At 46.1% G+C, this 23,209-nt stretch carries 21 protein-coding genes, 1 tRNA gene and 1 pseudogene; 9 read left to right on the forward strand and 14 right to left on the reverse strand.

Annotated elements, in window-relative coordinates:
- Positions 1-12: 12 nt before the first annotated feature.
- Together KO533_RS13615 and KO533_RS13620 are read right to left on the reverse strand one after the other, a co-directional pair.
- Positions 13-2,604, reverse strand: a complete 2,592-nt coding sequence (locus tag KO533_RS13615) for an immune inhibitor A domain-containing protein (protein WP_219254644.1) — start codon at positions 2,602-2,604, stop codon at positions 13-15.
- 326 nt (positions 2,605-2,930) lie between these two features.
- Positions 2,931-3,524, reverse strand: coding sequence for a YhgN family NAAT transporter (locus KO533_RS13620; RefSeq protein WP_011848195.1), 594 nt, complete (start codon positions 3,522-3,524; stop codon positions 2,931-2,933).
- Positions 3,525-4,056: 532 nt separating this feature from the next.
- Between KO533_RS13620 and KO533_RS13625 the strand changes: the two genes are divergently transcribed.
- Both KO533_RS13625 and KO533_RS13630 read left to right on the forward strand, forming a co-directional pair.
- Positions 4,057-5,697, forward strand: a complete 1,641-nt coding sequence (locus KO533_RS13625) for a ZIP family metal transporter (protein WP_219254709.1) — start codon at positions 4,057-4,059, stop codon at positions 5,695-5,697.
- Positions 5,698-5,758: 61 nt separating this feature from the next.
- Complete coding sequence (locus KO533_RS13630) at positions 5,759-6,562, forward strand: NRDE family protein (RefSeq protein WP_219254646.1); 804 nt, start codon at positions 5,759-5,761, stop codon at positions 6,560-6,562.
- Positions 6,563-6,599: 37 nt separating this feature from the next.
- Here the strand turns inward: KO533_RS13630 and KO533_RS13635 are convergent, their stop codons facing one another.
- On the reverse strand, positions 6,600-7,052 hold the full coding sequence (locus KO533_RS13635; RefSeq protein WP_219254648.1) for a nuclear transport factor 2 family protein: 453 nt from the start codon (positions 7,050-7,052) through the stop codon (positions 6,600-6,602).
- Between the two features lie 133 nt (positions 7,053-7,185).
- On the opposite strand from KO533_RS13635, the gene KO533_RS13640 reads away from it, so the two are divergent.
- The gene (locus KO533_RS13640) at positions 7,186-7,749 is read left to right on the forward strand and encodes a lysophospholipid acyltransferase family protein (protein WP_219254651.1); all 564 of its coding nucleotides are present in this window, start codon (positions 7,186-7,188) and stop codon (positions 7,747-7,749) included.
- 26 nt (positions 7,750-7,775) lie between these two features.
- A complete protein-coding gene (locus tag KO533_RS13645; RefSeq protein ID WP_219254653.1) occupies positions 7,776-8,399 on the forward strand; it encodes a LysE family translocator in 624 nt (207 codons plus the stop codon).
- A 37-nt stretch (positions 8,400-8,436) separates the two neighbouring features.
- Here KO533_RS13645 and KO533_RS13650 read toward each other — a convergent pair whose 3' ends face one another.
- Positions 8,437-9,702, reverse strand: a complete 1,266-nt coding sequence (locus tag KO533_RS13650; protein ID WP_219254655.1) for a mechanosensitive ion channel domain-containing protein — start codon at positions 9,700-9,702, stop codon at positions 8,437-8,439.
- 209 nt (positions 9,703-9,911) lie between these two features.
- Between KO533_RS13650 and KO533_RS13655 the strand changes: the two genes are divergently transcribed.
- Positions 9,912-10,490, forward strand: a complete 579-nt coding sequence (locus KO533_RS13655; RefSeq protein ID WP_105250961.1) for a hypothetical protein — start codon at positions 9,912-9,914, stop codon at positions 10,488-10,490.
- A gap of 26 nt (positions 10,491-10,516) precedes the next feature.
- On the opposite strand, the gene KO533_RS13660 is transcribed toward KO533_RS13655, so the two are convergent.
- Positions 10,517-10,909: a DUF1090 domain-containing protein gene (locus tag KO533_RS13660; RefSeq protein ID WP_212600820.1), complete on the reverse strand. Its 393-nt coding sequence runs from the start codon at positions 10,907-10,909 to the stop codon at positions 10,517-10,519.
- A gap of 215 nt (positions 10,910-11,124) precedes the next feature.
- On the opposite strand from KO533_RS13660, the gene KO533_RS13665 reads away from it, so the two are divergent.
- Both KO533_RS13665 and KO533_RS13670 read left to right on the forward strand, forming a co-directional pair.
- Complete coding sequence (locus tag KO533_RS13665; protein WP_219254657.1) at positions 11,125-11,751, forward strand: DUF3157 family protein; 627 nt, start codon at positions 11,125-11,127, stop codon at positions 11,749-11,751.
- A gap of 138 nt (positions 11,752-11,889) precedes the next feature.
- Positions 11,890-12,885, forward strand: coding sequence for a DUF481 domain-containing protein (locus KO533_RS13670; protein WP_105250958.1), 996 nt, complete (start codon positions 11,890-11,892; stop codon positions 12,883-12,885).
- Here the strand turns inward: KO533_RS13670 and KO533_RS13675 are convergent.
- The 4 genes and pseudogenes from KO533_RS13675 to KO533_RS13690 form a co-directional block, all read right to left on the reverse strand.
- A pseudogene (locus KO533_RS13675) lies at positions 12,868-13,089 on the reverse strand (VOC family protein); the annotation flags it as partial. The gene KO533_RS13670 and the pseudogene KO533_RS13675 overlap by 18 nt on opposite strands.
- Positions 13,090-13,187: 98 nt before the next feature.
- A complete protein-coding gene (locus KO533_RS13680) occupies positions 13,188-14,486 on the reverse strand; it encodes a M23 family metallopeptidase (protein WP_219254659.1) in 1,299 nt (432 codons plus the stop codon).
- 484 nt (positions 14,487-14,970) lie between these two features.
- Positions 14,971-15,393 (reverse strand): VOC family protein, encoded by a 423-nt coding sequence (locus tag KO533_RS13685; protein ID WP_006083714.1) that lies wholly within the window; start codon positions 15,391-15,393, stop codon positions 14,971-14,973.
- Between the two features lie 18 nt (positions 15,394-15,411).
- Entirely contained in the window at positions 15,412-16,050 is a 639-nt protein-coding gene (locus KO533_RS13690) for an MliC family protein (RefSeq protein WP_131524607.1), read from the reverse strand.
- Positions 16,051-16,501: 451 nt separating this feature from the next.
- Between KO533_RS13690 and KO533_RS13695 the strand changes: the two genes are divergently transcribed.
- Positions 16,502-17,830: a M48 family metallopeptidase gene (locus KO533_RS13695; RefSeq protein WP_168826895.1), complete on the forward strand. Its 1,329-nt coding sequence runs from the start codon at positions 16,502-16,504 to the stop codon at positions 17,828-17,830.
- Between the two features lie 45 nt (positions 17,831-17,875).
- Here the strand turns inward: KO533_RS13695 and KO533_RS13700 are convergent, their stop codons facing one another.
- From KO533_RS13700 to fdhD, 5 genes are all read right to left on the reverse strand, one after another.
- Positions 17,876-18,100, reverse strand: a complete 225-nt coding sequence (locus tag KO533_RS13700; RefSeq protein WP_107946198.1) for a sulfurtransferase TusA family protein — start codon at positions 18,098-18,100, stop codon at positions 17,876-17,878.
- A gap of 20 nt (positions 18,101-18,120) precedes the next feature.
- The gene (locus KO533_RS13705; RefSeq protein ID WP_219254661.1) at positions 18,121-19,158 is read right to left on the reverse strand and encodes a YeeE/YedE family protein; all 1,038 of its coding nucleotides are present in this window, start codon (positions 19,156-19,158) and stop codon (positions 18,121-18,123) included.
- 10 nt (positions 19,159-19,168) lie between these two features.
- Positions 19,169-19,402, reverse strand: coding sequence for a sulfurtransferase-like selenium metabolism protein YedF (gene yedF, locus KO533_RS13710; protein WP_107946196.1), 234 nt, complete (start codon positions 19,400-19,402; stop codon positions 19,169-19,171).
- The gene (gene yedE, locus KO533_RS13715) at positions 19,402-20,616 is read right to left on the reverse strand and encodes a selenium metabolism membrane protein YedE/FdhT (protein ID WP_168826891.1); all 1,215 of its coding nucleotides are present in this window, start codon (positions 20,614-20,616) and stop codon (positions 19,402-19,404) included. Before yedE ends, yedF begins: the two co-directional genes overlap by 1 nt.
- Before the next feature lie 110 nt (positions 20,617-20,726).
- Positions 20,727-21,563, reverse strand: coding sequence for a formate dehydrogenase accessory sulfurtransferase FdhD (fdhD, locus tag KO533_RS13720; protein ID WP_219254663.1), 837 nt, complete (start codon positions 21,561-21,563; stop codon positions 20,727-20,729).
- Between the two features lie 141 nt (positions 21,564-21,704).
- Between fdhD and KO533_RS13725 the strand changes: the two genes are divergently transcribed.
- Positions 21,705-21,799 (forward strand) — tRNA-Sec (locus tag KO533_RS13725).
- Positions 21,800-23,209 lie beyond the last annotated feature (1,410 nt).

Consider the following 23,209-nt stretch of genomic DNA (forward strand, 5'->3'; position numbering starts at 1 on the left):
TGGACATTTAACTTAGTGCACATTTAACTGGCGGCGCCAAGTCAATAAGCTAAGGAAGGCAAGGCTTAACCAACCTAAGCTGCCGCCACCTGAACTCTCACTAGCTGGCGGAGTTACTGGAGGCGTAACAGGTGCAACAACCGTTACCGTCGAACTGCTAATCGCCTTAGTATTTTGCGCATCTGTCACTGTAAGCTTCACAGTATAAGTGCCCGCCTTCGCATAGGTATGGGTTGGCGCCGTGACAGTGCTTGTCGTGCCATCACCAAAATCCCAAGCGTAGGTTAATACTCCCATACCGCCATCAATATTACTGGTGAAGCTTACTGCTAATTGGTTGACAGTATTAGTAAAACTGACATTTAACGGCGCTATAGCATCAGAGTTCGCATTCGCAAGACGAATAACCGCAGTACCATTATTGCTGGCTTGAGATAGTACCTGCATTGTCAACCCTAGCTGCTGCAACACCATACCTGACTGTGGCTGTAGTGGCGCGCTGTAATCTAAACTGTCATCGAACAGGCTGACAGCATCGCGATGATTGTCCTCCAAATAGAAGGTTTGATTTACTGTACTAAAGGCCGCATCACGAATTTGTACGTCGGTAGAGCGAGTGCCAATCATATTCTGGTCAGCATCAATCACGCCAATCAAGCCATGGCCAGCGTGGTCTGAAACGTTATTGTCACTGTAGCTAAAATTTTCTAACCAGAGTAAAACTCCGGGATCAAAGCTTTTTGCTTTCAAACCCGCATCGACACCATTATGGCTACGTAGCTGGATAATATAACGAGACTGAGATTTGGGATCCGGACGAGAATCCTTAATCCGGCTATAGCCGTAAAACGTCATTTTATCCGCGACTTCAGCGTTATCACTATATAACTCAGTGGTATTTTGTTTAACGCTGATGTTATCAATAGCGATCCCTGACTCAGAGGTATAATCATCGGTGACATAGTTGATTTCGACAGCAACAGATTTTCCAGAATATGCTGATAAATCATATTCTAATGTTACCCAAGCATCACGACCTTCCGCCAGAGCAAGCGCAGACGATTCACCAGTGATGATATGACGAGCACTATTCATTGCATTGTTCGACTTAGTGTAATTACCCGCAATGGCCACACCATCCACTTTCACCTGCATGTAGTCATAGTTAGGCTCAATACTCCAACTAGCCTTCATACTCAGAATCAGTTTATCTGTGGTTACGGCAGGTAAATTAACATTAAAATTCATGCTGTTATTCAGCATATTTCCTTGGCCAGAATAGTACTGATAACTGCCCTGATAAGGTGTTTTAAAAGGAATTAACACAAGAGGGAGCGGAATAGAGATCTGATTAACCGCCTGATGATTAACCGCCTCATTCAACGTCACTTCCATGCCTGATTTGGGAATGCTATCTAAGGAAATTTCACGTTCATTTAACCACTTACCTTTGTATCTTTTTTGTAGATAAGATCGAGCATAAGGACTAAAACCACTCGGCTGAGCGCCAGGAATAGCACCAGCCCAACTACCACCAGACATCAAAGACCATAGCCCCACAGGTGAGCCGTCTTTCTTATCATTTTCAGAGGTATCGTACTCATCAGGCAGACCTAGATCATGGCCAAACTCGTGGGTACACACGCCCGTTGCCGCATCGATAGGCTGGATTGTATAACCGAATACTTTTTTGTTCGTACCAGGAAGCGCATAACCATTGGTTGCTTGGTCGACATAATATCGATGCGACCATATCGCACTCGATCCTAGTTTTCCGCCGCCGACCTCTTCGCCTACGCTAGAGTGGAAAATCATCACATGGTCGATAATGCCATCGGGCTCATCGTAATTACCGTTATTGTTCAAATCATTTTGGTCTTCAACATCATAACTCGCCAACTCAGCTGCAGACATATTTGCAACAGCTTGAGATACGGCTTCTTTGACCAATTGTTCGACCTGTGAATCACTACGGGTATCTGGATCATTAACACCATAGTATTCGGCATTTTGCGAGGCGGTATACCAGCCCTTCACATCCCCAGTAAAGGAGAAGGTTTGCCCAGAAACCGCTTGATAATATTGATACCCCGAATCTAACGTCTGCCCCTGTGGACCTTTGAAGCCCGTAGGCGAAAAGAGTAATTCCTTGTAGTGGGACGCAGGATAACTCGGGTAATACATGTCTGTATCCCCCGCTTTTAAGCCATTGTTATCATGTTTTAGATCAGCAAAATCCACTAATACCGTGAGCACTTTAACGGTTTTCTTTACATCCGCATCGGCCTGTAAACGCTGTGCGGGTGAGCGCATCATTTGCGATGATTTAGCTCTTTGTAGACGCGCATGTTCAGCTTCAACTTCGATGCGCGGCGCTTTAGGTTGTGCCAAAGTGGCGCGATGAATATAAGCTTCTATCGCCTCCTGCTTTACGCTATCACTGGCATCGGCGGCCACTTCGCCACGCTTAATCAACCAATATAAAATTCGATCTTTATTAATCACACCCGCATCTGCAGGCGTATGATTCGGAGCCGCAATACTCGCGCCGCTAATCAATGCCAACATCAGTCCAAACGCTGTTACGCCTTTTGTACTTCGCATTTTTAACATCCTTCTATAACAGCCAACGCCGTTTACGCTATTCAATTTATTGAGACTAGTGTCTCTTTGCATTAAGACAAATTACCTTTAATTAGTAACCTACTCAGGGTTTATCCGTCTTCAAGTGATAGAGACAGAGTTTTCGACATTAGCAGCACTGCACCTCAGTAACAACTTGATACACCTGTTCGCAGGTAAGATTTGCACTTTTGTCAGCAAATATTCAGCAAACCTCTGTGCTGACTCAATTCCAAGCCAAATCTCAGCCATAAAAAAACCGCATTAGCAACGTTAATACGGTTTCGTTTTGATCAAACTAGATAAAGTTAGCCAGCGGTTTTCAGATAGTTTGAAATACCGTCGAGGAACATTTGCACTGAGATCATGACCAGCACCATACCCATCAAACGCTCGACCGCTGTGAGCCCCTTTTCCCCCAGCACACGGGTGAAAAGTTTATAAAACATTAAGATCACCGCACTCGCCCCCCAAGCTGACACTAACGCTATGGTCCAATCGCCCATACGTGAGCTATCGGTATGCGCCAGTAAAATCAAGGCTGCAAGAATCGATGGGCCAGCCATCAAGGGAATAGCCATAGGCACGATAAAAGGCTCTTCTCCCGCGGCTAATCCAACGACACCACCGGGTTGGGGGAAGATCATCTTAATCGCGATCAAAAACAGAATAATACCGCCTGCAATACTCACAGATTCGGAACGAAGATTTAAGAAACTTAAAATGGCTTCACCCGCATAAAGAAAAGACAGCATGATCACTAAGGCGAAAAGTAACTCTCGGATCAGTACCTTACGACGTTTCTTGGGATCGATATGTCGCAGAATCGATGCGAAAATCGGCAAATTACCCAAAGGGTCCATGATCAGAAACAACATTACCGCAGCAGAAAATATATCCATTTAACGTATCAACACCCAAGCCAACATAGGCCCATATTATATACCCAAACAACCTGAAGATGCAGGATTCAGCGGGAATGTAACGCACTTTAGGCAAGGCCCTTTATTGCTCCTGCATAAATGGCATTCACGCCATCCATGGCGATTGCGGTTATTTGCGGACCTAGTGGGCTAAGTTAAAAATAACCAACACGGCATAAAGTACGTTACAACCCGCCGGAACGGAGCGCCTAGGGAGCTCCACTTCCGTGTTGCAACAATTCAAAAGGTGGCCGACATTCTGTCATTGATGCGCCTTGAATTGAAGCACCCTAGGCGCTCTGAAACTCGTATCTTCAGGTAGCTTGGGTATAGTACCTTTTCTCGAGTTAGATCTGAAAATTTCTCCGCAGAATGGCCAAAGTGAATAAAATTCTCCCCTTCAAAACACAGTATAAAATGTCAGTTGAGTAAATTGCCTGCAAGTCACTGCTCACTTTGCTTTACAGCTGGTATACTATGGCGTTTTTTCAGCAAATTTTCCGTGGAATCCATGCTCTATCTTCTTGCTAGCTGTATCGCACTCTTAATTGGCCCTCTGTTTTATCGCTACTTCTCATCGAGTAGTGGCTTACAAAAGGGGCTCGATGGTTTTATATTCGTCTCATTAGGCGGATTAGTGCTGATCCACATCTTGCCAGAATTACTCGAGCATGGTGGCATGCTTGCGATCGTCTTTGTACTCCTCGGCATCTGGGGGCCTACCGCCAGCGAACGCCTATTTCACCGTTATTCAGAAGTCACCCATAATTTTACGCTTTTCTTGGGTATTGGTGGCTTATTACTGCATACCATCACCGATGGCACCGCTATGGTTTTGGCGCAGCAAGACGATAACTCCATTCTGCTAGCTCTTGGTGTCATACTCCACCAATTACCCGTCGGTTTTGCAGTATGGTGGATACTAAAACCCCATCTCGGAACACGTTGGACACTCATGATCTTTGCAGCCCAGATGCTATTTACAGGCATAGGCTATTTCGCCGGTGAGCAACTACTTCCTTATTTAAATATCGATGACACTGTCTACTTACAAGCCTTTATTACTGGCACAATTCTGCATGTGGTACTACATCAACCCCATGGTCAGCATGAAAGTGATACGCAAGGCAAATATGAATACCAAGCTGGCATAGGTAGTTTGCTCGGCATCGGTTTACTCGTGATGTTGCTATTAATGGATTCAGGCGGCCACGAACATGCCCACCATGATCACAGCACAGAGCAATTAATGACTTGGCTATTAAAGCTCGCACCCGTGTTGCTGCTAAGCTATGGTGCGGCTGCGCTGCGCTTTAAATTAGGTTTGACGCCGCAGGATAGCAGTTTAGCCCGTCGCTGGTTCCAACGCTTAGCTGGGCCTGAAGCCTTAGTGATCACAGCTCTACTTCTCGGTCCTTGGTTAGCGTTATTCCAATTGCTTGTAGTGTTTATTCTGAGTGCATATTTAAGCCATGCTAACGTCACAATTACCGATCCACACACTAAATTACCCAGCAGTTCACTGCGTTTCGGCTTTGCTCATTTAGTCGATCGCAGCGCACCTTGGATTTTACTCAGCCTAGTATTAGTGAATTTAATTGGCCACCCTTCAATGCCCTTAAGCAATCCATTGCTACAGGTTGTTGTGTTATTGCTTGTATTTTTACCTATGCGTTTCTGCAACTTAGGCGCCGCCGTACTCGCTCTTGCACTGGCTTATAGTGGCTGGAATCCTATCGCGATTATGATGCCGCTGATTGCTGCACCTGTGCTCAACATAGCTCAGCTTAAGTTAATGACATGGACACAAAGGGCGATATTACTGAGTATTATTGCGCTGAGCTTAGCCGCAGCATTACGCTTGCCACTATGGTTCTCCTTATTTACCTTGCCTGAAGTCGTGAACTTAATTGCTCTACTGATCCTCTCAGGGTTGTTTGCCGCCAGCTTACTGCGCTTAGGTCCACGTAAATTTTTACGCCGCTTAATGCTCAGCAAACCGGTAGCTCATGCGCATAGCCATTCCCACGAGAATACACATACTCACGAATCTAGCGCTTCGCACACTGACGAGCAGAAACCTGTTGTGACGCCTAGTGCCGATAAACATGCACATGAACACGCAAAAACGGATAAGCACTCGCACCACTAACGCTGTTCATTTGTGAGCAGACAGGCTAAGTTAATCTACCTTTGGATTAATTTAGCCTGCTATGTGCATACTCTTTGTCGCCATTAATGCCCATCCTAAGTATCCCTTAATCATCTGCGCCAACCGCGATGAGTTTCATCATAGACCAACTGCGCCAGCGCATTTTTGGCCGCCGGAAGAAAACATACTCGCGGGTAAAGATCTGCAGGCCGGTGGCACTTGGTTTGGCATCAATAGACAAGGACAAATCGCAGGCGTAACCAATCTGCGCGTTCCGCAAAAGAACCCTGAAGCCATGCGGAGTCGTGGCGAGCTGATTACTATGACGCTCAACTCAGGGTCGCTCGTGTGCCCTAATTGGCTCGTTGAACATAGCGACAATTATCAGCCGTTCAATCTCATCTTCGGCCAAGGTACTGACTTATATTGTTTTAACAGTATCAATAAAGACACAGTAAAACTTGCCGATGGATTTCATGCCATTAGCAATGGTGCACTCGATGATATTTGGCCGAAAATGGCGAAGGGACAGCAGGCGTTAGAAGCGGCAATCAGCCAGTCCAGCAGTATAGAAGTGCAAGTACTGTTACAACTAATGAAAGACGATTCCCAGCCGCAAGATAATGAGCTGCCTAATACGGGAGTCGGGATCGAGTGGGAACGGCGTTTAGCTGCGATTTATATTCGTCACCCCGACTATGGCACTCGCTCCACCAGCATTCTGCTTGAAGATGCTGAGGGCGGTATGCATTTCACCGAAGTGAGATACGATGGCAAAGGTAGACAGCTTGGACAGCAGGATTTCCATTTAACTCTGCCTGCCGAGCCGCCCACCAAACCAGACTGTTTATTATCGCAAATCTAATTTGAACTGCTGTGCAACAGAGTGTAAAGGACACGGTTTAGTCTGAACTGTGGTCCATAGTGATCACCCAACGATCGTCGATTTTTTCAATCAACAGAGTAAACACGCCCGTTGGGGCATCTTTTATCCGCCGTAAATCCCAGCGCCCAACAACCATAGCGGCGTAATTACTGAGCATTTTGATTTCTTTGATAGTGAACTTAAGTTCACCAAGCGCTTCTTTATTTGGATAATTTTTCTTATAGGTAGCGAGAGTTTCTTCCCAACCAAAACGAAACTTGCCATTAGAGACAAAACGCAGTTGATCACTCTTCCAATAGCCTTGCATATAAGCATCGAGATCGCCGCGATTCCAGGCGTCTTCTTGGCCTTTAAGCATCTGCGTAATTTCATCCGTCGGCACAGCATTAACATGACAAGTCAGCAGGAGTAACAGTGCCGCAAAAACACGCTGCCAGATAACCTTGTTTAATAGTCCATTTTTCAACATAGTATCGTTCCCCCACAATCAATCAGGCTAAACTGTACTATACCGAATTAAGTACAGACTATCTTGTTTAAGCCAGTTTAAAATCTAAAAAAGCTGATGATATTATTAATTTTTCGACTCTGGGCACCGAACTATGTTTACACCACTTTGCCGTTGGCTACTTAACACTTCAGGCTGGCAGATAGAAGGCCAACTGCCCGACTGTGCTAAATACATCATCATAGTTGCACCGCACACTAGTAACTGGGACTTCATTGTCGGCATTTTAGCCCGTGGCGCCCTAGGTATCCGCATTCACTTTCTCGGCAAACACCAACTCTTTATCCCGCCTTGGGGCTGGTTTTTCCGCGCCATTGGCGGCAGTCCGGTGGATCGGCGCAAGAACAACAACTTAGTCGATGCCGCCGTGCAGCTGTTTGAATCAAAATCCGATTACAAGTTAGCGCTAGCGCCAGAAGGCACCCGCGGCCCAGTGACGCGCTGGAAGTGCGGCTTTTATCATATCGCCAGCAAGGCCCAAGTACCCATTACACCCGTTGGCTTAGATTTTAGCCGCCGCACTGTCGTTATCCGCACACCACTGCAACCCAGTGACGATATCGTGACCGACATGCAAGAGATTTTGAGCTTCTATCGCACCATTAAAGGCCGTCATCCCAAGGTGATCCCTGATTTTATAGCGAGTGCTAAACATTAACATTTATTCCATTTAGAGCAGCAAATATGCAACCCGAAACTTGGTTACTCTATCTCTTCGCCATTGTATTGATTGGGATTTCACCCGGTCCTATCGCTATGTTGTCTATGTCCCATGGGATCCACTTCGGCAAGATGCGCAGCATAGCCACAGGCCTTGGCAGTGTTAGCGCCGCTTTAATCTTAATGATGGCGTCAGCGGCAGGACTGGGGGCGATTATTAGCGCCTCAGAATACGGTTTTACCCTGCTCAAATGGTGCGGCGCGGCCTATTTAGTATTTTTAGGTATTAAGCTGTTATTGACGAAAAACCAAGGCCAAGCCCTTGAAGTTAGCCCGTCAAAGGGCAAAGGTACGCCTTGGCAGCTTTATAAGCAGGCGTTTCTAGTGGGGATCAGTAATCCGAAGGATTTACTGTTTTTTGCCGCGTTGTTTCCGCAATTTATCAATCTTGCCGCGCCGCAATTACCGCAACTGACCATTCTTGCCATCACTTGGGCCGTGGTGGATTTTAGCTTTGTGATGATTTATGCCTGCATGGCCAATGTACTTGCGCCCAGCCTAAAGGCGAGCAACAAGCTGCATTGGTTTGACAGAACCAGCGGCGGTGTATTTATCACTTTAGCCGCGATTCTTGTCTCTCGAAACTAAATCGATAATCATCGGCAGTCATAGGCCCCCATTAAAGCTAGTCGACCTTAACCGACTTTAAACTGCGAATATCATTGCCTGTTGGCGCTTGGAACGCCTGCAGGCCAAACTCAGGTAATACAGCAAACACATGATCGAAAATATCCGCTTGTATCGCCTCATAAAACGCCCAACGAGTGTCGTTAGTGAAGATATAAATCTCGATCGGTAACCCTTCAGTGGTCGGCGCTAGTTGACGTACCATTAAGGTCATATCCTTGTGGACTTTATCGTGACGCTGTAGGTATTCCTGCAGATAAGCGCGGAAAGTGCCGACGTTAGTCAAATGGCGGCCGTTCACTTTCATATCGAGATCCGACACTTTGGCATTCGACTCACGAATTTCGTTTATTTTTGCGGGGAAATATTCTTTTAAGCAATTGATCTTACTGAGCCGTTCGCGCTCTTCCTCGGTCAAAAACTTTATGCTGTTGATATCGATATTGATCGCGCGTTTGATCCTGCGACCACCCGACTCAGACATACCCCGCCAGTTGCGAAACGCATCCGACACTAAGGCATAAGCAGGGATCATAGTGATGGTTTTGTCCCAGTTACGCACTTTCACTGTGGTCAACGAGACTTCTTCTACCGCACCGTCGGCGCCGTATTTATCCATCTGGATCCAGTCGCCTTTACTCACCATACGGTTAGCCGCTAACTGAATGCCCGCCACAAAACCTAAGATAGTGTCGCGGAACACTAACATCACAAAACCCGTTGCCACACCTAAGCCGCTGAGGAAGTACACAGGTGATTGATCGGCCAAGATTGAGATAGAAACGATAATCCCAACAAAGAATAAAAATAGCTTAGTTAACTGTACGAAACTCTTAACAGGCAAGCGCCGACTCACCAGATTCACATCTGAAATTTCATCAACCGCATCCATACCTGCATACATAGCGCGGATAATCAGCACCACTAACCAAATACTCAGTAATCGGTCGACTAGCCCGCTTAGCAGTGGATGCTCAGTCAGCGCGATTGGCACTAATAGATTAAGTACGATAGCGGGCACAAGCATGGCCAGCTTTTCAAGCACCTTATAACGCATGAATACATCGTCCCACGTCGCCTTAGAGCGCAGGATTACCATATTCACCGCACGAATCACCACGCGTCGGACAATAAAATAAGCGATGCTCGCTAACAGTAAGCAAGCAATGACCATAACTGTGGTCGATATTCCATCAGAGGGTTGGCTATCAATCCCAAAGCCCGCTAACCATGCCGAAATTTCGAGCCTTATTTCCTGATCCACAATTTCACTCCAACGTAGGCGCTAGCGCAACAAACCCATACAAAGGTAACTGCCGAGTTGACCTCGGTTAAATGTCACCCTAGAAAACACTCAAATCAAAACACAAAATATTTACAAACACTTATTTTAAAAGAGATTTTAGCATTTTGAATTGACCCAGCACACAGGAAAATGAACAATATTTCCCCTATCCCTAAGGAAACCATCCCATGTGTCGTCATTCATATACGCTAGCCTGTCTGAGCATTGGACTCCTGAGCCTATGCCAACCGCTTCAAGCGGCCGAATATAGCACTTCTAAGCAATTAGTTAGGCCAGATAAATCAGACGAAACTGCCAATGCACCTTATATCGCTCTCATGCTCGATTATATTCCCGCCACAGATAATCTCTATGGCATTACAATCGCCCCCTATCATTTCGATAATAATTACCAGCAATGGGGTTATTACCTAGGCTATGCCCGCAGTCGTGAAACCGATATTATCGTGCCAGAACCCGCGGAATCCTATCGCCAAGAAAGCCTCTTCCGCTTAGGCTTAAGCTACAGCTTAACGGCAGATTTAAGCTTTTATGCCGGCGGCAGTGGCTATATCAGCACAGTGTCTTACACGAATAACATTTCACCCAAAATTGTCGATGGCAAACCCACATGGGAAGAAGATAAAACAACCCGTTGGGGCGCAGAAGCTGGGCTAAGATATCGAATCACTGAGCACTTCATACTGAGTGCCGGTTATAACTCCAGCACAGAATCCACTATTTTAAGCATAGGTTACGCGGGCTAAGCTCCTAGCGATTGGGCTTGAGCTATTTATTGCGTTAGCTCGGCTCGCGCCTTAGCAAGATCAGCCTCGACTTCAGCGACTTTATTGCGTTTCTTGTTGATTTTATCCATAGAACGACCTTCTTCTATGGCTTTGGCCAATTCGTTTTGGCGCTCAATGAGTTTTTCCTCTAAGGCCTCAACTTTAGCGACTCGCTCGGCGTATAAGCTATCATCGTCGCAATGGGTTGAAACTTCGTCATAGGCCTTTTCAAGTCCCGCGACTTTATGCTTATTACCTGCCGCTTTTGCTTGGGCAAGTTCGGCACTAATAGCATCTAATTTCGCCGCGCAGCCCACTTTCGGTGCTTCAGCAGCCAAAGTGACAGTGCTAAATGCCAATCCAATCACTAAGCCATAAATTCCATGTTTCATCTGCATCTTAATCTCCTGTTACTTTATTCATTGAGCATACCGCTCATGTACACCTATCTAATAGTGCCACAGTCAGCTAGCTCAATCTGTACTAGCGTTAAAATCTCGCCATTAATCCACTTTATTCATCAAAACACGACTTAGACAGTGACTAACATGCGGCAAATTGTTTATGTTAGGGCAGAATATTGACTCAGACGGATATCGGAGCCAGAAAATTAATGCACACTTCATTACGCCTTAGCGCACTTAGCTCATTGTTATTGCTAACATCATCGGTTATGGCGGCCGACGTAGCCAATATCACCCTAGAAAATGGCGCCCAAGTCAGACTCAAAGACGACTTTACCTGGGAATACGTGATCACTGAAACCAAAGCCGCGCCCAATGCCTTAGCCGCTGCAGCCGTAAGTGCATCGAGCAATGTTGCCAGTGTCCCAAGTGCCGCAGTTACCACTCAAACTGTTGCTGCGCCAGTCACCACATTGACCGCCACTGCGATTACCCAACCTGAGCTATTAGGCTCAACGGCAAAAGATGGGATCAAAGTCAGCTTTGCTGAAGGTCAATGGAAAGGCGATAAACTCGGACTCAGCTTCGATCTCGCCAGCACCAGCAATGAACACGTTACCTTAGTTGAAGTTGAAGCTAGCTTCTTCGCCGATAATGGTACTTTGCTCAAAACCGAAAAACTCGAAGTGTGGGAAGCCATTTTCCGCATGCCTGAGACCTATCTACGCAAAGGCGAACAGCGTAAAAGCAGCGTCATTTGGGTCGAAGGCATAGATAAAGCCCAATGGCAGAAGCAGCTCATTAACCTCAAAATCACCGAAATTAACTCACGCTAACTGGCAAAGAAGTAAGGGATTGCGAACCCGTTTTCAATCCCTTATCAACACTTTTATCAAATGTTATTGCTTTGTAGAGCCTGTGTTCGAGTAGAATGACAACACTTACTCTCCCTTTATTTTGAGCCCACGAGCAAGATGCATAATCTGATATCCAATCCAGCATTGTACCTTGTTGCTACGCTCTGTAGTGTCAGCCCCTTGTGTTATGCCGACACAGTTTTTTTGCTCAATGGCGATAAAATTAGCGGTGAAATTAAAGAGTTTAACGATCAAAATCTCATCATCAACACCAGTTATACCCCTAAAATTACCATTCAACGCAGTGCCATTCTCAGCCTCGAAGTCACAGATACTAGACCTTGGAGTGTCAGTCGTTCCATACAAGACATAAGTATTCAAGCCTCTAATGAACATGGCATGGTATTAATTAATAACCAGCACACTCCCGTGAGTGAGTTGAGATTCTCGCAGCACTATGCAAACTCAGATTGGAATTTTAACGGTAGTGTAGAAACCACACTTGATGTCACCAAAAACAAGAAAAATAGTCAGAAGCTACATATCAAAGGCGATATCACAGCGGAAACCTTGCAATGGCGACATAATATCAAGACCGAAGTGCGCTACGAAACCGAAGATGACGTGACTAAGCGCAACACCCTCGAAGGACATTATTCATTAGACTATCTGCTCAATGAGCATTGGCTGTTACGTCAGGAAGATTTTTATGAAGAAGATAAACTCGGCATCGATAGCCATAGTTATTATGCGGGGCTCGGTCCTGGTTATCGCTTTTGGGGTGCTGGGCGCGATAAATTAGACTTCGTCGTAACCTACAACCATTTTTGGCTTGAACAACAGTCCTTTAAACTAGAACTAAATGCTTGGGCGGCCTCACTTAACTATAAACAATATTGGTTTGGTGGCATTTTAGAGTCCTATGCCGATCTGCAAATTGCCTTCCCAGATATGCCTTCGATTGATTACATCTCAAACTCGACAGTAGGACTTAAATATCTGCTAACTCAGCGGATTTATTTGTCATTTAAATATGACTTCAACGACACTAAAACAGTGATAGGCAATACGAGAGATACCAGCTACACCTTAGGATTAGGGGTTAACTTCTAATCCTGGCTCCCGATACGCTAACCTGTGAGCCATAGGATGTTCATCATTCAATTGCAGTAAATCCCATAAGTTACCGTAGAGATCTTTAAACACAGCGACTGTGCCATAGTCTTGTTCTTGCGGCTCGCGCGCAAACTCCACGCCATCGGCGACCATACGTTGACAATCCCGCCAAAAACCACCGGTATTCAAGAATTTAAACAGGGGGATATCCAAACAATTTGAGGATTCAGCTAGCTTAGCGAGCAACGGTTTTCCTCGCATTATATCAGCCCCTCGATTGAGGGGCTTTCTATCATTGATTAGAGACTTCCAGCATTATACAGCGGCGCCCAAGCGCACATTGTACGATTGTTACTTACATCAAACAGATTGAAACGACTACAGTTATTGTCATAGTTGTAACTACCAATGTTGATTATATATTGCCCCAAATACACACCTTGCAACGACACATGGCGCCCATCCTTTAATAAAGAAAAATGCAAATGGGGCCCAGTTGAACTCCCACCTTCACACAAGGCTGCATTTTTATTATTTGCATAAATGCCCATCACGGTATTCTGGTTTACATATTGACCATTACGCACTGTAATTTGATCCATATGATAATAGTTAGTCGCCCAACCGTTAGCATTTGTCACCCGTACTTGGCAGCGAGACAACACATTGACAGTCCCAGCATGTGCGGAAGCAACCGAATAAGTCGGACTCCCCCATTGTGGCCAATCGTAGGATACATCGATTGATGATAGCGGATAGCCAGACCCAGTATGCGAATGAGCACCATTGGATTGCCATGAATATCCCTGTCGCCAAGGCATTTGCAGCATGTTACTGGGTGGCAGACTACTCACGGTAATATTCGCCAATGGGACGACTTGTTGCATCGACTGAGTTGAATCAGCTACAAGCGGATTTTTAGCAACTGAACTCATTAACAACTCACGGTCAGTATTGCCAAATAATAATCTAAACTGCTCAATGAATGGGTCCAATCCCAAAGCGTGCTCACCCGTCATAACGGCATGTTGCTGTTGCTCTATCCTACGACCGTTTAACAAAGCCAATAATGCGAAACTCGATGCGTTAACTGCGTCGGTACTTGGCGGGTATAGGCCTTTTAATTGAGACTCTTCATAGGCATAAAAACGTTGTGATAGCTGAGCCAATACATCTTGGAGTTGTTCCTCAAAACCCTGTTTATCCGATAATGTTCCCAAAGGTCGGTTAAGCGCTTCAGCTGTCGGAGACGAAATTAACTGAGATTGCATTTCCATCAAAGTCAGTATGACTTTGGGGTTAATACTATAATATCCAGCCCAATGCGTAATCGCCTCTTCTTTATCGATTAAATCAGGAACATTGACGTAAATAAAGTCAGCTAAATCAAACTGCGATGCATCTACGCCATATAAAAACATCAGATTATTAAATGGCAGTAACACACTAGGCATATCTACCATTTTCATTTCTTCTGCATCAATATGATACTGACTGGTTGGCATATCAGATGCGAACGATGGTAACGCTATTATCGCGGAGATACTTAACGCGCGGCCTATCCATAATGCCGTGCAACGTATTTTAAAAAAATTCATACTTATCAGATTCCTTTAGTAAGTCACTCAGATTAAATATTATTTTTAAATGCCAGCTTGCTTTAGACGTAATGTTATTCACGACTAAATTTTTATAGCTAGAGAACATTAAAGAAGCTAAGTGACAATAATCGCCTATGCAAATAAGTGACGAATAAAACTGTCAACAAAAGCTGACGCTCATTAATTTAAATGTGAGTTAAATACTAAAGTACGAAAAAAGTGAATAGGTAATTATAAGAACAAAAGAGTAATTTATTCGATAGGCATTGAATTTTGAATAAAAACATAATGGCATTGACCAATCCATTATAAAATCTATCCGTTCCATAAGAATAGATTGAAATTTACAGTGAATGCCCAATAAAAATGATCAATAACTGAGAATTTTCGACGAACTTAACAGAGGTCAAACACAAAGAGTATTCCCAGTGTTTGACCCCATTAAATAGCTTGCGCGGTAATTCATACGAAATACTGAATCTTAACTCATTCGCTTAGCCATGACATGATTCGGGTTCAATTGCAGTAAATCCCATAAGTTACCGTAGAGATCTTTAAACACAGCGACTGTGCCATAGTCTTGTTCTTGCGGCTCGCGCGCAAACTCCACGCCATCGGCGACCATACGGCGATAATCACGCCAAAAGTCATCGGTATTTAAAAATAAAAACACCCGACCACCCGCCTGATTACCGATAAAATCGAACTGCTCAGGTTTAGACGCCCGCGCTAACAAGATAGAAGCGCCCTTAGAACCCGGTGGGGCAACAACGACCCAGCGCTTATCTTGCTCGGCTTGATAAGTGTCTTCGACTAATTCGAATTTTAATTTATTCACATAAAAATCAATCGCCTCGTCGTAATCTCTTACGACCAAGGCGATATGCACGAGAGCTTGTTTCATGGCGACCTTAAATCAATCCTATTTAGTCACCAGTTTACAGGTCATTTCTGGTGCTTCGTAGCCCCAAACCACTTTAGCTTCGCCTTGATGTTCCCATAGGCTTTCATTGCGGCCTTGATACTTAGCGCCGCTGCCGCTGGGTTGCACAAACATTAATGAAGTACTATCACCATGTTCAGCAATCAGGGTGGCAGGTTCGGTTTTAAAATAAGTCACCACTACTTCGTTAGCAGGATTGCCGTCACAGGCATAAAACACTGGGCCGGTCATGTCGACTAAACGATATTGTGCCTGCAGTTCGGCAATGCGGGTTTGATAGCTAGATTCAATACACGCGTGCTTATCGTCGCTCTTCCAGCATTCATTACGGCCTTTCACCCAACCACGTTGCATCGCCTTTAAAGTAGGAGGTTGTTCATTCTTCGCTTTTTCAAGCGCTTGGCTATAGACCTTAGCTAACTGATTATCAAGTTGGTTCAGCCCCGCATCCTTACAGACCATGTCTTCAATACTGCCAGCATTCACTTTCGTGCAGTCAAAAGAAGGTGCATTAGCCGCCATTACTCCCGCACTTAACGCGCTAACCATCACGCCTGCGGCACAGTACCATTTGAAACCCAATCGATTACTTATCATCTTATTTGTTAACTTAGCCATCTCAATTCCTTTGTATTTCTGTGGTTTGTTTCAACGCTTGCCATAGCTAACCCTATATAGGCTTAACCAAGCCTGACTCAAAGCACTCTGCCTTGAAGAACCATGCCTTAAAGTGCACTCATAGTGATGTGATTTACTTTTATCTCGGTTCTAACTTAAGACTTAACCCTCAGCCGATATGCTGCGAAAACACCTAATTCTAGTGCGCTGCGAGGAAAATGCCCAGAGACTAAGAGCCACTTACCAACCTGTGTCCGCCTGCATAATCGGACTCTCTAGCGCTAAAAAACCACAAAATCCTGATGAAATCGACCTACTCCAATTTACGCATAGCTGATTAAACTAATGACAAAACGGTTAATTTTTTGCTTTGCACGCGATAGTGGTTGAATTTTCGAGTAAAATTGACTACTTTCACGCCGTTTGTCTCTTCACAAGGAAAAGGATCAACATGGAACAAGTTATTACCGCAGGGAACGAGAATCCCATTCAAATGACAGATATTGTCTATTCGAAGGAAAAATCGCTATTCACTCTGTTAGCTATTATTTCTGGGATCGTCTGGGCGGCATTGATCATAGGCACTTTTGGCATGGCGCTGCTCTATGTGTTGATGTTTTTTATTATTTATCTCTTTAGCCACTCCGCCTTTATCAGCTACTTAAAAGGCACGGCTGTCGAAATCAATGCAGAGCAATTTCCTGAATTACATAAACAATATTTAGCGTGTTGCGAACGTTTAGAAATGCGCGAGCCACCACGCGCTTACTTATTGGCAGCTGATGGCATGTTAAACGCACTGGCGACACGCTTCCTCGGTCGTAACTATATAGTGCTATTTTCATCGATTGTGGATGCGCTTGAGTCAGATAAAGATGCGCTCAACTTCTATATCGGCCACGAGTTAGGCCATATTCGCCGCAATCATATAGGTAAAGCGCCCTTCTTAGTCTTCGCCACTTGGTTACCTTTAGTCGGTGCGGCTTATTCTCGCGCCTGTGAATATACCTGCGATCTCCACGGATTACGTTGCTGCAACAGCTTACGTTCAGCCACAAATGCCGTTGCTGTGTTAGCCGCTGGTGTCGAGCAATGGAAACGTATGAATGTGGATCAATATATCCGCCAAGCCAGTGAGTCGAGTGGTTTTTGGATGTCGCTGCACGAGCTTAATGGCAGCTATCCTTGGTTGACCAAGCGCATGGCGAGAGTCCAAGCCAAAGCACAAGGAGTGGAATATGCACCGCCCTCACGCAGTGCATGGGCCTATGTACTCAGCTTCTTTATGCCACGTTTAGGCACAGCGGGCGGTGGATTGATAATCTTCGCTGCGATTATTGGTATTGCTGCAGCTGTCGCGTTGCCAGCGTATAAGGACTATCAAGAGAAGATGGGTGCCACCACGAGTTATGAGGCACCAACCACGACCGAAGCCACACCAGCAGCATTGAATGTACCCGATGCGGCACTGGCCATTGCCAGTATCGACCAGCAACATCAAGCACTGGCACCGATCACTGACATCTTAGTCGGCTACTATCAAACCAACAAAGCTTGGCCAACCGAATTGGATGTGCTTGGACTCACGGACGAGCAGATTGCGACATTTAATCTGTACACAGATGGCATAGTCGGTTTTATAGGAAGCGAAGCACTCGGGGATTATCAAGGCTATGAAGTCTATCTATCGCCTCAAGTTGATGAGCAAAATAATATCACTTGGGTTTGCAGCAGCAACGGTATTCCGGATGAATATCTGCCAGTAGATTGCCAAGGCTAAGATCAAAAAGCGCTGCAAATGCAGCGCTTTTTAGTTGAGGACGAGTTAGCCTTTTTGAATCGTCATAGTCCAAGCAGCATCGCCCTTCTGGGCAAAGTGGGTCACCTCATGCCCAGCTTCAGCCGCCCAGCGGGGAATATTCTCAGTTGCTTGGCCACAATCGTAATCCAGTACCACTTTATCGCCAGTCTCAAGACTCGCAATTAAGCGTTGTAACTCAATTAAAGGAAAAGGGCATAGCTTACCCGTTGTGTCGAGATACTGTTCCATATACAGCTCCTTTATAAACGTTAAATCTGCGCAAGACGCATTGGCCTCAGTAGCGCAAAATAGTTAAAGCACCAACTGCCAAATAAAATAGCAGGGATAAATAGCCAGCCTTGCCACGACAAATAAGCCGTGCCAACGAGCGCATTACCAAGCATGCAACCTCCGGCAAGCCCGCTCCCCACACCCATCAACAGGCCACCAATAAACCCAAATAACACCACTTTATGACCTGGGTAGCGCCAGCGCTGCTCAGCACTGCCCCGAGCAGCGATAAAGGCGCCTACAAATAATCCCAAGAGAAAATATCCAGGCCAACTAAAGAACTTAGTGTTACCTGTGGTGACAAGATCCCATAACTGCGCACTCGGGCCACTGATCCCAACACTGCCTACACGACCACTTTCAAGACTTGCAGGCCATGCAAGTAGCGCCAGTAAACCAATCAGCAAAGCACTTACAAAGGGATGCCAGCGCGCTTCAAACAACCAATGAGCTAAACCCGTTTTACGGGGTGCCATCAGTGCAACCGGACGTTTGCGGCGTTTGAGATAACCCAATGCCAACCACAATGTGAGTAATACGAGGACAAGCAAGATCACCCAAGGGGAAACGCCCAAAGTTTGATAGAGCGTTTGGTCCTCAAGTTGATGCTGTTTAAAAGGTTTAAGTAGACCTTTCACCTCATCGAGACGCACTAATTTACTGGCAGCAATAAAACCGAGAACGGCCATCACACTGGCAGCCAACCCTTCGGCAGCGCGGTAATAGGCGCCAGTGGAGCAGCTTCCCGCTGCTGCCATACCCACACCAAACAATACACCACCGACTAAGGTTGCCAACCAAGGGAAATGCCCTTCTGGCAATTTAACCCAACCCCATTCGTAAAACAGGAACAGCCCTAGACTTTGGATGCTGATGGCAATCAAAATAGCGATCACCATGGTAAAGTCCCGTTGCAGATAGGTATCGCGAAGCCCGCCCGCCATACAAAATCTACCCCTTTGCATCACAAATCCCATGGCTAAGCCAATACCTAAGCCACTGAGAATATTCAACATAGTCCTATCCTCAACGCTGGATCAGATAACGAATAGTCGGACCATTCTGCTCAATTTCCAGCACTTTATAACCATGATTTTTAGCGTCGAGGGGAATGTTGTTAATAGACTGCGGGCAGTCACTAATCACCTCGAGAATTTCACCGGGCTTTAACTTTGGCATAGCCTCAAGGGTAGCCACTGCGGGATAAGGGCAAGGTTCACCCACCATATCGAGTTGATAATCAGGAATATATTGAGCCATTACGCCGCCTCCGCTAGCAATTGTTCATCACGCTTCGCCTTACGGGCAAAGAAACGTTTTTCCCACAGCAACATAGCGCCAAAGGAGAGCCCCAGCAGCACATAGGTCAGCAATAATCCGCCTTTATCGCCAAAGCTGGTCAGTAAATTAACTTTGTCCCAGTTCGTTGCTAATGGCTGAGCGATATCATCCCAGTAATACGCCAGTAAGGTTGAACCCAACACGTTACCTAAGCCCACCCACCAGAAATGTACTTGGCCTTCGACTGCACGATACATCCAACCCGTTTCACAACCACCAGCCAGTACAATACCAAAACCAAACAATAAGCCGCCGATCACCGCATTAGGGCCAGCCCACATGATCTTAGGTGGCACACCCAGTTGCACATAGCTGTAAATGCCTATCGCACTGACCGCCATGCCTAAGATAATCGCCTTCGCCATGTGAGTACGACCAGTGATCCACATATCGCGGAACGCTGAGGTAAAGCAGATTTGGGCCCGTTCGATTAATAAACCAAAACCAACACCACAGAGCATAGCAATGCCGAGTTTTGGCGCATTGAACATAGTCAATAACCCCCAACCGACGATGCCTACAAACACCAACATACCGATACGGAAACGACGTCTAGCTTGGTTTTCGTCCTGCTTGATTGAAGTCGCTTTATCGACTTTTTTCAGTTTTACCGGAATACGGAACATCGGCAGTAAGGTAAATCTTGCACCAAAGTAAGAGCCTGCTGCGGTCGCCAAAGCAAAGAACCAAGCATGTAAAGAGAACTGCGGAATACCCGTGAAGAAGGCGGCAAGGTTACAACCCATAGCTAAACGGGCACCAAAGCCAGCAATAATGCCGCCGATCAGTGCCTGAGCAATACGGATACGGCTCTGTGGCATACGCAGTTTGACGTTATTGGCCCAAAGCGCAGCAGCAATACAACCGCCAAACATACCGATAATCATCATGCCGTCGATACGATCTAGAGGAGAGCCCTGCAGACCTATCACTTTGAAATAACCCCAAGTTTCTGGTTCTGCACCTAAAAACTGCAGTAAATGACCACCCCAACGAGTGAATTCCCCAGTAACGGCCCAGAAGGTTCCGGTCAAACCAAAATAGTAAGTAGAAAGGATACCTGCAGCGATAACCGCTGGCATAGGCGCCCAAAAACGGACTAAATATTCTTGTTTAAATTGTTGCCATGTCATGTCATTACCCTAATGAACGAGACTATAAAAAATAAGCGCAATGCGCTTATAACCTGTGTGCCAGAGTGATTTAAGTCGTTCGACAACTTCAATCACAAGTGGCCTCACGCTTAAATGGCTTTAGCTAAGCTGACACACTGCTGCCCCAACAGGCGATAACCGTGGGTGTAAAGCGTTGCCCTGCCATTACGGCAAAAACCGATAAGCGTGATATTGCTTTTCTCTGCTAATTCCAACGCCAGTGAAGTCACGGCGGACATAGCAAACAGAATTTGGATATTGGCACTAGCGGCCTTTTGCACCATCTCAAAACTCGCGCGACTGGTGAGCAATACGGCCACTGGACGTTCCACATTGTGAGCGGAAAAGGCGCCAATTAGCTTGTCTAGTGCGATATGCCTGCCTATATCCTCATAGGCGGCGATGATCTGTCCTTGATGGTTAAGCCCCATGGCCGCATGAGTGGCGCCCGTCAGCTTAAAATGTTGTTGATTATCTTGAATTTGCCCAAGTGCGACCTGTAAGTGTTCGATATCGAATCTGGCATCTGAGTCCACCCGCATCACAGGCTTGACGGCCTCTTCGAGCTGGGCGACGCCGCACAATCCACAACCTGTGCGCCCCGCCATATTGCGCCTTTGTTGCTTGAGTTCCATAAAGCATCGTTGGTTGATTTCCACTTGGATCAACACGCCTTCACTGGTGAACTCGAGCTCCACCCCTTTGATATCATTGATATGGGAAACGATACGTTCAGATAACGTAAAACCAATAGCGAAGGCTTCTAAATCTTGAGGGCTCGCCAACATCACGGTATGCGCTATGCCGTTATAGACCAGTGCGACTCGCACTTCATTAGCTAAGTAGTCAGTCAGCTCAGATGCGTGCCCATGTTCTAACAAGACTACGTTTCTTTCTGTCACCACTTCATGTGAATGATATTCCATAGCGCCCCTTTAAAACTATAAAACCAAATAAAAACAATTAGTTTGATGACAATTTAAGACTTGTATCACAAACCCATAAACTAAATAAGAATCGCCTTGAATCATCCTTACGCATTTTCTACTATCCCTAAGTCTTCTATTGGAAGAACGTCGTCTCCGGTGAGGCGTCCGGATTTCAAATCCGGGTAGGGCTGCCAGCAGTCCTGGGTAGGTTCGACTCCTATGTTCTTCCGCCAATTCTCATGGGAAAAAAACAACTCCGCATCCCGAACTTCTCGGCTATTACTTCGATACTTCCTACGGGTAAAACCACTTCTGTCAAAGAACTCAAGCAGTTGAATACTCACCTTACGCCCAAGCCCAACCATGTCTTTAAATTCTGCCGTTTCGAGCTTGCCGTGTTCTGCAATATGAGTACGCACTAAGCTGGCGTAGTAACAGATTTGCTCGCTGAGCAAATATCTGTCCTTCACCACAGCAGTAATAAACCCCTGCTGCACCAGCTGGAAACACAACAACCTTAATTTGGCAGGTTCTAGCGCAAGGTATTCGCCCATTTCGGTGACCCATACGGGGGCGGTTTGCTCGGCAAGCCAAGGCGCAAGCGCCTGCCAACAATGCTGAGCCTCAGCGTCTAGTACTATTTTGTGTTCAGCGAGCTGCAACAAGGCACCACGCAGCACCATGCGACCTTCTTGGCAAAGCGTGTCGAGCACTTTATTGGCTAATTCGGGCGGCAAAGCGCTATGGCTCATGCGCTGCAGGCGATTACGCCCAAGCCCAAGTTGGTCGGGCTGCTGTTGATGGAACTCGCTAAGTAAAGTAATAAACTGTTGTTTTTCTTGCTCAAGCAAACTTGTCGCTATAGCAAATGCCCCAAAACGGACTAAACCCGCTTGGGCTAACAGCATTGCAAGCCCTTCGTCGGTTAATTGCCAACGCCACGCGATTTCATCAAGCTCTAGCGCCTGAGTTTGGCCGAGTAAAGCCACCACATGGGCAGGATTATCCAAGCGTGCTAATTGCAGTAATCTCGCGACTCGTTCAGGCGTGCGCTTCTTACGATTAGGGACTTTCAGCGCCAACACTCGCCCAGCACCTAAAGTCTGTTTACCCCCAATGTGTCGCAGGACAATTCGATCGTTCTGACATAGGAGTAGCGGCTTTTCGAGTACCAACTCCGCCAGACAGAAGCCTTCTTCATCAGCTTCATTTAACAGGGAAACTCGACCTAAAGTATGATCAGCACCATGATGACAGTGGACATTTTGCCAATGCATCAATGACTCACTGCCTAAAAAATCGAAGGCTCGAATGTGCACTACAGGGCGACTACAGAGCTCTGCTTGAGGCAAACTGCTCAGCCAATCGCCACGCTCTGGCTCCCTATGGTTATCGACACCCGTTAAATTGAGTGCTACGCGTGTACCCGTGACAGCCCTTTGGGCTTCTTTTCCCTGACAATGTATGCCTCGCACTCTGAGTTTGGCCTTTTGCCCTGAGCTAAAAAGACTATCCCCCACACATACGCTGCCGCTGATCACTGTGCCCGTCACGACACAACCCGCACCTTTAACACTAAAGGCGCGATCGAGCGTCATCCTAAAGCTGCTGGCATCCTCCGCCCGCTTTGACTCTTGCTCACC

The organism is Shewanella sp. NKUCC05_KAH (assembly GCF_019345585.1).
Lineage (GTDB): Bacteria > Pseudomonadota > Gammaproteobacteria > Enterobacterales > Shewanellaceae > Shewanella > Shewanella oncorhynchi.